Genomic DNA, 13,233 nt, shown 5'->3' with positions numbered 1-13,233 from the left:
TTAGTTCACGTAGCGTTGTTGCCACGCGTCAGCGAGGGCATCCACCCAGCTGGGATGCGGCTGGCCGAGCACTTCACCAAGCTCGCTAGGCGGGAGTGTGGCAATGCCTAGGTCAATACCATCAAACAGCGCACGCTCTTCGTCAGTGAGCTGCTCCATCGCTAATACAGTGCCACTGCCCCACACTTCAGGATCGTGTTTTTCCGCCTGAGCCTCGGGGGACATCAGGTAGTTGGCCACCACCATGGCACCCGCCTTGTGCTCGGCGTTATAAGGAATTGCCATAAAGCTCATATTACCGATCATGCCGCTGTCGTGAACATAGCTGCGTACCGTTTCGGGAAGCTCATAGTTGGCGATAGCGCCCGATGCTTCCGTGGCGCTGAACGAAAGGGCAATGCCAATTTCGCTGTCGCCCATTAAGCCGCGTAAATCGGCGCTATTAGAGGGGAAGGCCCTGCCCGAACGCCATAACTGTGGATGAAGCTCGTCTAGATACGCCCAAAGAGGTGCGGTGGCCTGGTCAAAGTCGTCTGTTTGCATCGGTTCATAGAACAGATCTGTGTTGTCGACTAGCTCCAGCAGGGCCTGGGTAATAAACGCATTGCCCAGGAAGTTAGGCACCTGTGGGTAGGTAAACTCTCCAGGGTGTTGCTTAGCCCAGTCCAGAAGCTCTGGCATATTGTGAGGGTGGTCTTCTACCAGCGCTGTATCGTAATAAAACACTACCTGGGAGCTGCTCCAGGGGGACTCTAGCCCGTCGACGGGAATCGTCCAGTCGTAACGCACGGCAGGCGTATTGTCTGGGTCGGTAAGCGGGTAGTGGGGCAGTGAGTCCGCCCAAGGCCCGAACAGTAGGTCGCTGCTTTTCATCGCGGCAAAGTTCTCGCCGTTAATCCAGATCATATCGACGCTGCCTGCGTCGTCATTGCCCGCCTGTTTCTCTGCTAAAACCCGTGACACCGATTCTGACGTATCGCCTAGCTTGACGTGAACTAGGTCGATGCCATAAAGCTCGTCAACTTGCTGTGCCACCCACTCGATATACGCATTGGTACGTGCTTCGCCGCCCCAGGCATTCCAATACACGGTTTGGCCTTCAGCTTGCGCCGTTACGCTTTGCCAATCGTTGGGATCGGGGTTGGCCATGGCAGTAACAGCCATGGGCATCATCGCCATGGCAATAGTGGCACGAAAGGAATTACGGTTCATCGGCATCGCACACCTCGTGGGGACTGATATTTTAGGATTGGCAATAGAAAAAGCGTAAAGCGCTACAGGGAGGCCTGTAAGCACTGCAGCTCGCTGTGAACATGGTCAATAATGGGTAAGGATAGATAATGCTCAACGCGATCACGGACGTGCTCAATGACGGCCGCATCGGTGAGTTCCGCCGACCAGTCTTCACCGCGCTGTTGGGCATCCTTGGCGTTTAAGTGCTGGGCTCGCCATTTGGTGCACCATGTCAGCGACCAGAGCCAGGTGGCGCGACGACAAGCGACCAAGGTCTCTGCACTGGGTGTTTCGTCCATGGCGGTTTGCCAGCGGCGGTAAAACGTAATCACCTCGCCCAGCGACAGTACCGCTTGGCTATTGATATCCCACGTAGTCGAGGTATAAAGCGAGGTATGCGCAAGATCAATGCCCGGTAAACCATAGCGGCACTTTTCCAAATCCACTAAGACAGCGCGGCCATCGTCACGGATTAAAAAGTTGCCAGGGTGAGTATCAAAGCTAATGAGCGTAGGCGTGGCATCGCGCAAGCGGGGCGAGAGCATATCCAGTTCTTGCTGAATGCGTTGCGTGACTTTGCTTGAAAGCTGGGCATCACTCAGCCAGTTAGCCTGCTGGCGCACTTCAGTGACCATTGCTTGCCACGGGTCGTCAGGCGCAAGCAGCGGTTTTCGCGCCGCGAGACTGGGCAGCGGTTGGCGATGCAGGCTCGCCAAGGCATCCGCAATGGCGGGTAGATCATCCGGCAGTTGGGCTAAGCGACCACGGATAGCCTCGACCAATAGCCCGCCGCGTGGCAGGGTATCGCTGGGTGGCAAGGTGCCATAAAACCTTGGCATATGACCACCTGGGCTAGCGCGCTGATAACAGGCGGCTTGGTAGGCCAGGTTTTCTTGTGGTGGCAGGTTCATTTGGCTCTGCTTTGGCAGTCGTGCCACCCAGTCGTCACCATCGCTGCGGTGAACCCATACGTGATCGTGAGCAAGCCCGGTATCCGCCATCGGCGATAGCTTGCGGTACGAAATCCCTGCCCGCTTAAGTTCGCTTGCCAGCGCCTCTAGTCGCGCCTCGATAGGTGTCGGCATAAAGCAGTCCGTGTCGTTGCTGAATCAGCGATGCTAGTAAGTCAGAGTTTTGAGACTAACCTTACACGGTTGGTAAGAAAAAGTAGTTAAGCTGCGATAGCAGGACGCAAAATACAACATGCTAGGAGAACCGAGATGCTGAATATCACATGGGTACAGCTCACGCCCATTAATCGTAGTTGCCGAAATGCTCTGCAAGAAAGGGCGATAGAACGTCGGAAGCGCTGGTGCGTGCTGGGTGTTTTGCCGATCTGCCTGCTACTTTCCAACGGCGTGATTGGCGCTGAGTATCGTCACGCCGAAGAGCCCATTGGCGACGTGGAAGACGTCTACAGTGGCCACTTAACGCCGGATATGGCCGTCAATACGTTTCGGAATATCGATCGATTGTTCCCTTCGCGGACTATTGCCGCAGGAGAGTCTCCTCGCCCTTTGCCGACCTCTGATGCTTCTTTGGAGGGACTCTCCGTTGAGAGCGATGATAAAACATATGATCTCTATGACTACCTGGCGTTGAACAGCGTTGCGGGTCTGTTGGTTATGAAAGATGGCGACGTCGTTTATGAGACTTACCAACGGGGTAACGATGAGAATACGCGTTGGATGTCGATGTCTGTGGCCAAATCTATCTCCTCAACGCTTGCGGGCATGGCAATCAAGGATGGCCTGATCGAGAGCCTCGATGCCCAGGTGGTGGACTACGTGCCAGCACTGGAAGGCAGTGCCTATGACGGCGTCAGTCTGCGCGACATCCTTATGATGTCATCGGGGGTCGCCTGGAACGAGACCTATACCGATGTGAGTTCGGACCGCCGGGAATTGTTGCGTGCCCAGATCGCCCAGACCCCGGGTGGCGCCATGGAGGTAATGTCAGAGCTGCCACGAGCCGCTGAGCCCGGCACGATCAACAACTACAGCACTGGTGAAACGCAGATTCTTGCCGAGTTTATCCGCGGCGCTATCGACAGGCCCTTGGCGGAATACCTTTCGGAGAAACTGTGGCAGCCCTACGGCATGCAAAGTGATGCGACCTGGTGGCTTGAGTCGCCGGATGGCGTAGAAATTGGCGGCAGCGGTATTGGTGCGACGCTTCGTGACTATGCCCGCTTCGGCCAGTTTATTCTCGACGACGGTGTCATCGATGGCGAGAGCTTACTGCCTGAGGGGTGGGTGGAGGAGGCGTCTACGCCCAAAACATTGGAAGGCGGCGATGACTTAGACTACGGCTACATGTGGTGGACCGGCTGGACTCCGCAGTCTCGAGAAGACCAGGCATTTTCTGCGGTGGGCATTCAAGGCCAGTACGTCTACATCAATCCGGCCCACAATATAGTCATCGCCCAGAACGCCGCCGAGCCCAAACCCGTGGGTAAAGAGGTCGTTGACCCCATGGTGTTTTTCGACGCTATCGTTGAGCACTTGGATGACCAGCAAGAAACACCGTAAGCAACTCAGTGCTAAAGTAACTCAGTACTAAAGCCAAAAAAGCGGCGCGCCCATTCAAAGAGGGCGCGCCGTTTTCAATACTAGGCTTAGCGTTTTCAGCGCGCCCGAATAGCCTTACAACGCCTCGATCTTCACCTTTTGCTCTTCCAACAACTGCTTGGTGGCTTGGAGTTCCGCGAGTTTGCAGCGCTCTTTGTCGACCACGGCAACCGGCGCCTTCGCGATAAAGCCGTCGTTGCCGAGCTTTTTCTCGATGCCGTCGATGAATTTATCCTGCTTTTCGATCTCTTTGGCTAGGCGGGCCAGCTCGGTATCTTTATCGATTAAGTCTGCCATCGGTACCAGCACTTCCATATCACCCACAAGCTGCGTGGCGCAAAGCGGTGCGTCGTTGGGGTTTTCAAGCCAGCTAACGCTTTCCAACTTGGCGAGTTTAGACAGGAAGTGACGGTTGCTTTCCAGACGTTCGATGTCCTCGGGCTTGCCTTTGGTGAGCATCACGTCGAGTAGTTTACCGGGGGAGATGTTCATCTCGGCGCGGATATTACGCACGGCAATGATGACGCCTTTCAGCCACTCGATATCCAGGCTTGCCTGATCGTCAATTTTGCTTGCGTCGGTTTCCGGCCAAGACTGCAGCATGATCGACGCACCTTCACCCATAAACACGCCCGCCAGCGGCGCGACGCGCTGCCAAATCTCTTCGGTGATATAGGGCATCATCGGGTGGGCGAGGCGCAGAATCGTTTCGAGTACGCGCACCAGCGTGCGGCGGGTGCCTCTTTTCGCTTCTGCAGTGGCATTTTCGTCCCACATCACCGGTTTGGAAAGCTCCAGATACCAGTCGCAGTACTCGTTCCAGACAAATTCATACAGCGCTTGTGAGGCGTGGTCGAAACGATATTCATCCATCGCTTTAGTGACCTGAGACTCAACCTTCTGCAGCTGCGAAATAATCCATCGGTCAGCCAGAGAGAGCTTAACGTCACTGCCGTCTATCCCGCAATCTTCGCCTTCGGCATTCATCAGCACATAGCGCGAGGCGTTCCACAGCTTATTGCAGAAATTGCGGTAGCCATCCAAGCGGTTCATATCAAACTTGATATCGCGCCCTGTGGTGGCTTGGGAGAGGAAGGTAAAACGCAGCGCATCGGTGCCGTGAGCTTCGATGCCGTCTTTAAATTCGTCCTTAGTTGCCTTGGCAATGGCCTTCGCCTGCTTCGGCTGCATCATATTGCCGGTGCGTTTGTCGAGCAGTTCATCCAAGGTGATGCCGTCGATCAAATCGATGGGATCGAGTACGTTGCCCTTGGATTTGGACATTTTCTGACCCTGACCATCACGCACTAGACCGTGCACATACACCGTTTTGAACGGCACCTGCTTGGTGAACTTCAGGGTCATCATGATCATCCGAGCAACCCAGAAGAAGATGATGTCAAAGCCGGTGACCAGCACGCTGGAAGGATGAAACGTCTCAAGCTCTGGCGTTTGTTCTGGCCAGCCGAGAGTGCCGAAGGTCCACAGGCCCGAGCTAAACCAGGTGTCGAGCACGTCTTCGTCTTGGGTAAGCGTCACGTCGGCACCAAGGCCGTGCTTCTCACGTGCTTCTTCTTCGCTGCGGCCAACGTAGATATTGCCTTCGGTGTCGTACCACGCTGGAATGCGGTGTCCCCACCACAGCTGGCGGGAGATACACCAGTCTTGCAGGTCGCGCATCCAGGCGAAGTACATGTTTTCGTAGTTCTTGGGTACGAACTGAATATCGCCGTTTTCCACCGCTTCAATGGCAGGCTTGGCGAGAGATTCCACTGCCACAAACCATTGGTCGGTGAGCAGCGGTTCAATCACGTCACCTGAGCGATCGCCATGGGGCAGGGTGTTGTTAACGGCTTCTACCTGCTCCAGCAGGCCAAGTGCATCCATGTCCGCAACGATTTGCTTACGCGCTTCGAAGCGATCCAGGCCGGCGTACTTGGCAGGCAGGCTGGCATCTTCGTCAGGATGAGGCTGACCCTTCAGGTCAAAGATTTCTGCGCGTTCAAGGATCGCCGCATCTTTGGAGAAAACGTTAATCAGCAGGTGGTTATGCCGTTTGCCGACTTCGTAATCGTTAAAGTCGTGGGCGGGGGTAATCTTGACGCAGCCCGAGCCTTTTTCTATATCCGCGTGTTCGTCGGCCACTATCGGAATACGCCGACCAACCAGCGGCAGCTCAATAAAGGTGCCGATCAATGAGGCGTAGCGGGCGTCGTCTGGGTTCACGGCTACACCGGTATCACCGAGCAGCGTTTCAGGACGGGTGGTGGCGACTACCACGTAGTTTTTGCCATCAGCGGTTTGCACACCGTCTGCCAGCGGGTAGCGGAAATGCCAGAAGCTGCCTTGCTGCTCTTTGTTTTCTACTTCTAAATCAGAAATGGCGGTGTGCAGCGTCGGGTCCCAGTTGACCAAACGCTTGCCACGATAAATCAGCTTTTCTTCGTGAAGACGAACAAATACTTCTTGTACTGCTGTGTAGAAACCGTCGTCCATGGTGAAGCGTTCACGGCTCCAATCTACGCTTGCGCCCATGCGGCGCAGCTGGCGGGTAATCTGCCCGCCTGACTCTTCCTTCCATTCCCACACTTTATCGATAAACGCATCACGGCCTAAGTCGTGGCGGGTTTTGCCCTCTTCCGCGGCGAGTTTACGCTCCACCAGCATTTGCGTGGCGATACCGGCGTGGTCGGTGCCTACCTGCCACAGCGTGTTGTTACCCTGCATCCGCTTCCAGCGCGTCAGGGTATCCATAATGGTGTCCTGGAACGCGTGGCCCATGTGCAGGCTGCCGGTGACGTTAGGCGGGGGGATCATGATCGAAAAAGGCGCGCCCTTACCGGAAGGGGCGAAACGGTTGTCGGCTTCCCAGCGTTCGTACCAGCGGGTTTCGATCTGCTCGGGTTGGTAGGTCTTTTCCATGGGAGTCGGCTCACGGCTGGCAAAAAATGTGCACAAGTATAGCGCGAGAGGTGCTGGCTCGTCAGGTGCTTCGGGTGCGCATCGCGATGAGTCCAAGAATCGGGCCTGGCAGCAGCCACCAAATGACCGCTAGCGACTGGCTTGACCACAGTGCGGTGACCAGCGCAATGGAGGGAATAGTAATCCCGAAGCCAATGGCATTCATCATCGCCAGCGCCGCCCCTAAACGTTCAGGCGGCGCGGCGGCGCTGGCCAATGCTGAAAACTGGGCAGAGTCGGCAATCACGCTAATCCCCCATATGCCTAACAGCGCTAAAAGCAGCCAGGGCGAGGCGTTGCCAAGCAGCGGGTATATCAAACACAGCGCGCCAGAAACCGCCAATGCGATACAGGCCACTCTGTCGCTGCCGATATGACGGCTCCATTTACCCGCCAGCACACAGCCGGGTAGCCCCAAGGCAATAACGGCAAAGCTCAGCCACGGCTGGGCACTGCTGGCGGCGCCTAGGCGCTCTAGCTCCCGGGCGACTAAAAACGGCACCAGTGCCCAAAGCGCGTACAGCTCCCAGCAGTGGCCGAAGTAGCCCAGCGCAGCGGCGCGAAAGCGGGACTGTTTGAACGCTGCTAACCCCGCCCACGGCTGGCCGCTTTTGGCGATGGCCGGTAGGTGAGGGCCAACGCCCAAGCGAGCAATCATCAGTGCGGCGACCAGTGCCAGCAGTGACGCCAGCAGCAGCGGCCACTGCCAGGGAAGATGCAGCGTTAAACCGCGCAGCAGGTGTGGGGACGCAATGCCTAGGGTCAGCATGCCGACTAGCCAGCCTAACGCCGCCCCAGCATGGCTTGGCGTCCAGCTCACGACTAGCTTCATGCCGAGCGGATAGATGCCTGCCAGGCAAAGCCCGGTGGCAAAGCGCGCCACTGCGGCGAGCGTCACGCTCTCGGCGACGCCAATAAAGGCGGCATTGATCAATGCGCCCAGCACCGCTGAAATCGCAAACAGGTGGCTGGCGCGGACACGATCGGCCAAGCCTGTGGTGGCCATTAGTAGGGTGCCGGTAATAAAGCCGGCTTGAACGGCGATGGTTAATAGGCCCAGATCACTTTCGCTCAGGCCTACGGCCTCCTGGAGCGCCAGGCCAACGCCGTTAACGCTGAACCACAGCGAGGTGCCAAATAGCTGGGCGATGACAATAACGGCCAAGGGGTAGCGCGTGAGCACGTTTGAGTCTCCAATAGTGTAACGGGCGCGGCAAGGCCCCTAATGGTAATCAACAATTTTTCATTGCGACGAATTTTTTGAAAACAGCATTGTCGGAGAGCGAGAGTACCGCAAGACCCGCCAGGATTGTGCCGGGGAGGAAATTCATTTTGTACGCAATTGGAGTTTTTATGCAGTTAGCTAAACTTTTCGTTCCAGCAGTCGCCGCCCTGGTGTTCAGTGTGCCCGCTATGGCTCAGCAAATGGGTGGTGGTGCCCCCAGTGTCGATGACCAGGTTAACCAACTCGACGAAATGGTGGATCTGAATGATGGGCAGAAGGAAGAACTCAGCAACCTTTTGACCCAGATGCAAGACGACGTTGGTGCCAATGAGCAGGAAGCCCAGCAGTTGCAACAGCAACTCAGTGAGCACGTTCAGCCTGATTACGACGAAGCTGCCATTCGGGCGGATGCAGAGCGTCTTGGTGACCTAACGGCCGAGATGACCGCGGATAGCATTATCATACAGTCTCAGATCGAAGGCGTTTTCACTCAGGAGCAGCGCGATCAACTGGATGAGGCCATGGCTCAGCAGCAGGAGCAAATGCAACAGATGCAGGAGCAGATGCAGCAACAGGGAGGCTAAGGCGACGACGTACTGACAGAGATTGCCTGGTTCTGCTGATGACCCCGCCAAGTGCGGGGTCACGTGTTTATGGGTGCCGTTCAGCCATTACCCCAATTTATGCGGCACAACTTCATGGCCGAGCTCTTTATAGCGCTGCCAGCAGGCGCGTTTGGCGACCAGCACTTGTTGGTGTTGATTGATGATCTCGGCGATCCGCGCGTAGTTTTCTACGCCGTCGGGAATGTCGGGGTGCAGGTTAAGCAGCGCAGTCTCTTGCGCAGGTACCGGAAGCTGTTGCCAGCCAAGCGTAATGGGCACGCTGGCGGCCATTTCGCTACCTTCCAACGCGTGGGGCAGGTAGGCATCGGGGCGAAAATTCCACAGCGCGCTGTCGGCCTGCTCAGCGAGCGCTTTGTCCTCGCAGTGCAAATGCAGCTGATAGCCCTTACGCCAGATGGTCTCGGCGAGCTTACAGGCAAACTGCAAACGGGCTTCTAGGGTCGTGTCGGGCAGGATGTAAAAATCAATGCGCGCCATAGCGATTCCAGATAAGTCGGGTCTAGAGTAAGCGGCTCCAAACGACGCCGCCGCAAAGAATGCGGCGGCGAGAAGAAGCGCTTCGGCGTTAAACCAGCTTAGTTAGCCAGCCGTGCGTATCTTCACTACGGCCATACTGCAGATCGAGCAGCTTGCTACGAATGCGCATAGCGACTTCGTTGCTGTCACCAGCGCCTTCAATGGCAGATTTGAGGCGAATACGCTCGTTTTCGGAAACCAGCTCGCCCACCGGGGTGATCACTGCGGCGGTACCGCAGGCAAAGACTTCGATGATCTCACCCGACGCTGCGCCTTCGCGCCACTCATCAATGCTGATCGGGCGCTCTTCTGGCGTTAAGCCTTCCTCTTTGGCCAGCGTCAGTATCGAGTTGCGGGTCACGCCTTCCAAAATAGTGTCGGTTAAACGTGGCGTTACCAAACGGCCATCTTTAAACACGAAGAACAGGTTCATACCACCCAGCTCTTCAACCCACTTGTTTTCAGCAGCATCTAGAAACGCAACCTGGCCACACTGATGAGCTTCAGCTTCTTTCTGCGCAGCTAAGGACGCCGCGTAGTTACCTCCACACTTGGCAAAGCCAGTGCCGCCTGCGGCCGCGCGCTTGTAGTTCGAGGAAAGCCAGATCGATACCGGCGCAACGCCGCCTTTAAAGTAGGCCGCCGCTGGTGAAGCGATCACGTAGTAATCGACCTCTTGAGACGGGCGAACGCCTAAAAACGCTTCAGAAGCGATCATAAAGGGGCGTAGGTAAAGGCTGCACTCGTCGGAGGTGCTGGCGGGCGTGGGGACCCAAGCATGATCTTGGGCCAGCAGCGCTTTTAGCGAACCAATGAAGTCTTCATCGGAGAGTTCTGGGAGTGCCAAACGACGCGCGCTGCGGCGAAAACGCTCGGCGTTTTTCTCAGGACGAAACGTCCAGATCGAACCGTCAGCATGGCGATAGGCTTTAATGCCTTCAAAAATTTCCTGGCCGTAGTGCAGCACTGACGCTGCAGGATCTAGCATCAACGGGCCATACGGACGCACCTGATGGCCGTGCCAGTCGGCGTCTTGGGTCCAGCGAACGTGGGCCATGTGGTCAGTGAAATACTTGCCAAAACCTGGGTTACTTAGGATATTGCCACGAATATCATCTGCCATCGGCTGATTGGATGGCAGGGTTTCAAAACTCGTTTCAAAACCCGTTTCAAAGCTTGCAGTGGGCACGGCTATTTGTCTCCGCTAGAACCACGCCCAGGGTTGGGCACGGTTGGATACGATGGTGAATTCGATACAGCAGCACCGAGCCTCGGCTCGGTGCTGCTTGATATATCCAGGTTTAACGGTTGCGGCGCAGAAAGGCAACCGTTTCACGCATGAACGAGGCGTTAAGCGTCACTATTTTCGACCTGAGTGTCGGTTTCACGATCAAGCAAGTACTGGGTTAATAGGCCAACAGGGCGACCCGTTGCGCCTTTTTGCTTGCCGGAATGCCACGCGGTGCCTGCGATATCTAGGTGTGCCCAGGGGAAGTGATCGGCAAAACGTGACAAAAAGCACGCTGCGGTGATCGTGCCCGCTGGACGACCGCCAATATTGGCAAGATCGGCAAAGTTAGAGTCTAGCTGCTCCTGGTACTCGTCCCACAGCGGTAAATGCCACGCGCGGTCCCACGCGGCTTCACCTGCATCTAATAAGTCGAGTGCCAAATCGTCGTCGTTGGAAAGCAGACCGGTGGCGTGGTGGCCCAGGCCAATAATCACCGCGCCAGTGAGGGTGGCGATATCCACCACGCTTGCCGGCGTAAAGCGCTCGGCATAGGTCAGCGCATCGCATAGCACCAAGCGGCCTTCTGCATCAGTGTTGAGCACTTCAACGGTCAAGCCTTTCATCGTCTTGATAATATCGCCAGGCTTGGTGGCATGGCCGTCGGGCATGTTTTCCGCGGCGGCAACGATAAAGACTAGGTTGAGCTTTGGCTTAATCGCCAGTACCGCTTTGACGGTCCCGAAGACGCTGGCGGCGCCGCACATATCGAATTTCATTTCGTCCATGCCTTCACCAGGCTTGAGCGAAATGCCGCCGGTGTCGAAGGTAATGCCTTTTCCGACCAGCACATGGGGCGCGTCTTCAGCGTTTTCAGCACCGGTATATTTCATTACGATCAGGCGGGTTGGCTCTTTGCTACCGCGACCTACGGACAGTAATGAGCGTGCGCCCAGTGCTTCGAGCGCCTCTTCATCGAGAATCTCAACGTCCAGCGCACTGTTTGACTCGCGGCCTAGCTGCTGCGCCTGCTCGGCTAGGTAGCTGGGGGTGCAGATATTGGCAGGCAGATTACCTAGCGTGCGGGTGTAGTTGATGCCTTGGCCAATTGCGTTGCCTACTAGAGCACCTTGCTGAACGATAGGCTGCGTGCTGGCGTCACTAATGACGAGTGTGAGTTTGGTAAGACTGGGGGCTGGCGCAGGCGTCGATTTGAACTGATCGAAGCGATAAATAGCCCGCTCAGCGGCTTCTAATACTTTACGAGCTTTCCAGGCCGCGTCGCGGTCGGTTAAAGGTATATCATTAAAAATGACGCTGGCTTCATCAATGGGCAGTTTCACCAGCGCGGCCATGGCGGCATCCAGCGCCTTAATGTAGGCCGCTTCCTGGCATTTTTCGCGTTCGCCCAAGCCGACCAATAACAGCCGCTGTGCCCCGAGGCCTGGCGCAAACGGTATCATGAGTACGCTGCCTAGCGAGGCATCAAAGTCGCCGCGCTCCATCAATTGGCCGATCAGACGCTCGCTAGCGTCGTCCAGTTTGGCGACGCTGGGCAGTAGGTCACTACCTTTAAAAACCGGCACTAAGAGACAGGCGGTTTCGGTTTTGGCCGGATTAGCAGTTTGAACGGAAAATTCCATGACGTCTCCAACAAGACAAGCATCGAGGGATTCGGGATAATGCCTCGTTGCTTTTGAATTTGAAAAGGCAGTGAGAATAGTTTCATTAGTGTACCCAAGCCATGCGGGTATTGCATGGCATCCTGCACGACTAGCCGGAGAGCGCGTTGATTTTATTTCGGTATTTAACTCGCGAAGTGTTACTCACCATGGCGGCGGTTGCCGGCATTCTGCTGTTGGTGATCATGGGCAGCCGTTTTATCCGTTATTTCGCAGATGCGGCGGAGGGTGACTTTCCCGTCACTATTTTAGGCAGCCTGATGATGTTTCACCTGCCTGGCTTTATGGAACTGATACTGCCGCTGTCGTTTTTTCTAGGCATTTTGCTGGCTTACGGGCAGCTCTACATGAACAGTGAGATCACTGTCATGGTCGCCTGCGGTATGAGCCCGACGCGATTGTTGAAAGTAACGCTGCTGCCGGCCAGTGTTGTCGCGGTGCTGGTAGGCATGTGCAGCCTATGGCTGACACCCTATGGCGCGCTGCAAACGGAAACCGTACTGGAGGAGCAGCGCAGCCGTTTGGATGTGTCTGTGCTCGCACCGGGGCGCTTTCAGGAGTTTGGTGGCGGCCGCACCGCGTACATAGGCAGCTTTACCAGTGATGGCACTGAGATGCAGGATGTATTGGTGCACGAGCAGAATCAGCCCGGCGATGAAAATACCCACGACTATATTACCCGTGCCGCCTCTGGCTATCAGGAAACCCGGATCGATACGGGCAGCCGTTTTCTGGTGCTAGATAGAGGCGAGCGCTATGGCGTCACCCCCGGGCAGCAAAGCGCTGAACGGCTCACCTTTGATCGCTATACGCTGCGTTTAGGGCTAAACAGTAATCGGCAGTCGCTGGATTCCCTGGAGTATGCCACTACGCCAGCGCTATGGAATGATCCAAGCCCGCGTGCACAGGCACAGTGGCAGTGGCGTGCAGGGCTCCCGCTAATGGTGTTTATATTAGCCCTAATGGCGCAGCCGCTTTCCCGTGTTAATCCCCGTCAGGGGCGTTTTGGCAAGCTGCTACCGGCGGTATTTTTATACGTCGCGTATCTGAGCCTTTTACTTGCGGTGGTCGACGCCATCGGCAGTGAAACGTGGTCCGCCACGCTGGGTGTATGGCCGGTACATGGGCTGTTTTTAGGATTGGGCCTGCTGCTGCTGTGGCACTCGCAACGTAAGGGAATGCGCTGATGGTG

Annotated in this window: 10 protein-coding genes; 3 read left to right on the top strand and 7 right to left on the bottom strand. The window is 56.1% G+C overall.

Features of this window, described 5'->3' with window-relative positions; translation table 11 throughout:
- Positions 1 to 1,218: an ABC transporter substrate-binding protein gene (locus tag ACT3TR_RS04730; protein WP_193062914.1), complete on the bottom strand. Its 1,218-nt coding sequence runs from the start codon at positions 1,216 to 1,218 to the stop codon at positions 1 to 3.
- Between the two features lie 56 nt (positions 1,219 to 1,274).
- Complete coding sequence (locus ACT3TR_RS04725; protein WP_096282145.1) at positions 1,275 to 2,318, bottom strand: aminoglycoside phosphotransferase family protein; 1,044 nt, start codon at positions 2,316 to 2,318, stop codon at positions 1,275 to 1,277.
- A gap of 135 nt (positions 2,319 to 2,453) precedes the next feature.
- On the opposite strand from ACT3TR_RS04725, the gene ACT3TR_RS04720 reads away from it, so the two are divergent.
- The gene (locus ACT3TR_RS04720; protein ID WP_096282144.1) at positions 2,454 to 3,764 is read left to right on the top strand and encodes a serine hydrolase domain-containing protein; all 1,311 of its coding nucleotides are present in this window, start codon (positions 2,454 to 2,456) and stop codon (positions 3,762 to 3,764) included.
- A gap of 114 nt (positions 3,765 to 3,878) precedes the next feature.
- Here ACT3TR_RS04720 and ACT3TR_RS04715 read toward each other — a convergent pair whose 3' ends face one another.
- Complete coding sequence (locus ACT3TR_RS04715) at positions 3,879 to 6,725, bottom strand: valine--tRNA ligase (RefSeq protein ID WP_096282143.1); 2,847 nt, start codon at positions 6,723 to 6,725, stop codon at positions 3,879 to 3,881.
- Positions 6,726 to 6,786: 61 nt separating this feature from the next.
- The gene (locus tag ACT3TR_RS04710) at positions 6,787 to 7,947 is read right to left on the bottom strand and encodes an MFS transporter (RefSeq protein WP_096282142.1); all 1,161 of its coding nucleotides are present in this window, start codon (positions 7,945 to 7,947) and stop codon (positions 6,787 to 6,789) included.
- A 170-nt stretch (positions 7,948 to 8,117) separates the two neighbouring features.
- On the opposite strand from ACT3TR_RS04710, the gene ACT3TR_RS04705 reads away from it, so the two are divergent.
- Positions 8,118 to 8,573, top strand: a complete 456-nt coding sequence (locus tag ACT3TR_RS04705; RefSeq protein ID WP_096282141.1) for a Spy/CpxP family protein refolding chaperone — start codon at positions 8,118 to 8,120, stop codon at positions 8,571 to 8,573.
- 87 nt (positions 8,574 to 8,660) lie between these two features.
- Here ACT3TR_RS04705 and ACT3TR_RS04700 read toward each other — a convergent pair whose 3' ends face one another.
- The 3 genes from ACT3TR_RS04700 to ACT3TR_RS04690 all read right to left on the bottom strand — a co-directional run bounded on the left by ACT3TR_RS04700 (position 8,661) and on the right by ACT3TR_RS04690 (position 12,002).
- Positions 8,661 to 9,092, bottom strand: coding sequence for a DNA polymerase III subunit chi (locus ACT3TR_RS04700; protein WP_096282140.1), 432 nt, complete (start codon positions 9,090 to 9,092; stop codon positions 8,661 to 8,663).
- Between the two features lie 88 nt (positions 9,093 to 9,180).
- Positions 9,181 to 10,320 (bottom strand): branched-chain amino acid aminotransferase, encoded by a 1,140-nt coding sequence (locus ACT3TR_RS04695; protein ID WP_096282139.1) that lies wholly within the window; start codon positions 10,318 to 10,320, stop codon positions 9,181 to 9,183.
- Positions 10,321 to 10,481: 161 nt separating this feature from the next.
- The gene (locus ACT3TR_RS04690) at positions 10,482 to 12,002 is read right to left on the bottom strand and encodes a leucyl aminopeptidase (protein ID WP_096282138.1); all 1,521 of its coding nucleotides are present in this window, start codon (positions 12,000 to 12,002) and stop codon (positions 10,482 to 10,484) included.
- A gap of 146 nt (positions 12,003 to 12,148) precedes the next feature.
- Between ACT3TR_RS04690 and lptF the strand changes: the two genes are divergently transcribed.
- Entirely contained in the window at positions 12,149 to 13,228 is a 1,080-nt protein-coding gene (gene lptF / locus ACT3TR_RS04685) for an LPS export ABC transporter permease LptF (RefSeq protein ID WP_096282137.1), read from the top strand.
- The last annotated feature ends 5 nt before the right edge of the window (positions 13,229 to 13,233 follow it).

Origin of the sequence: Halomonas sp. AOP12-B1-6 (assembly GCF_052379225.1) — a bacterium.
GTDB classification, from domain to species: Bacteria; Pseudomonadota; Gammaproteobacteria; order Pseudomonadales; family Halomonadaceae; genus Vreelandella; species Vreelandella casei.
The sequence above is the reverse complement of the archived record's forward strand: the minus strand, read 5'-3'. Positions and strand labels throughout refer to the sequence as shown.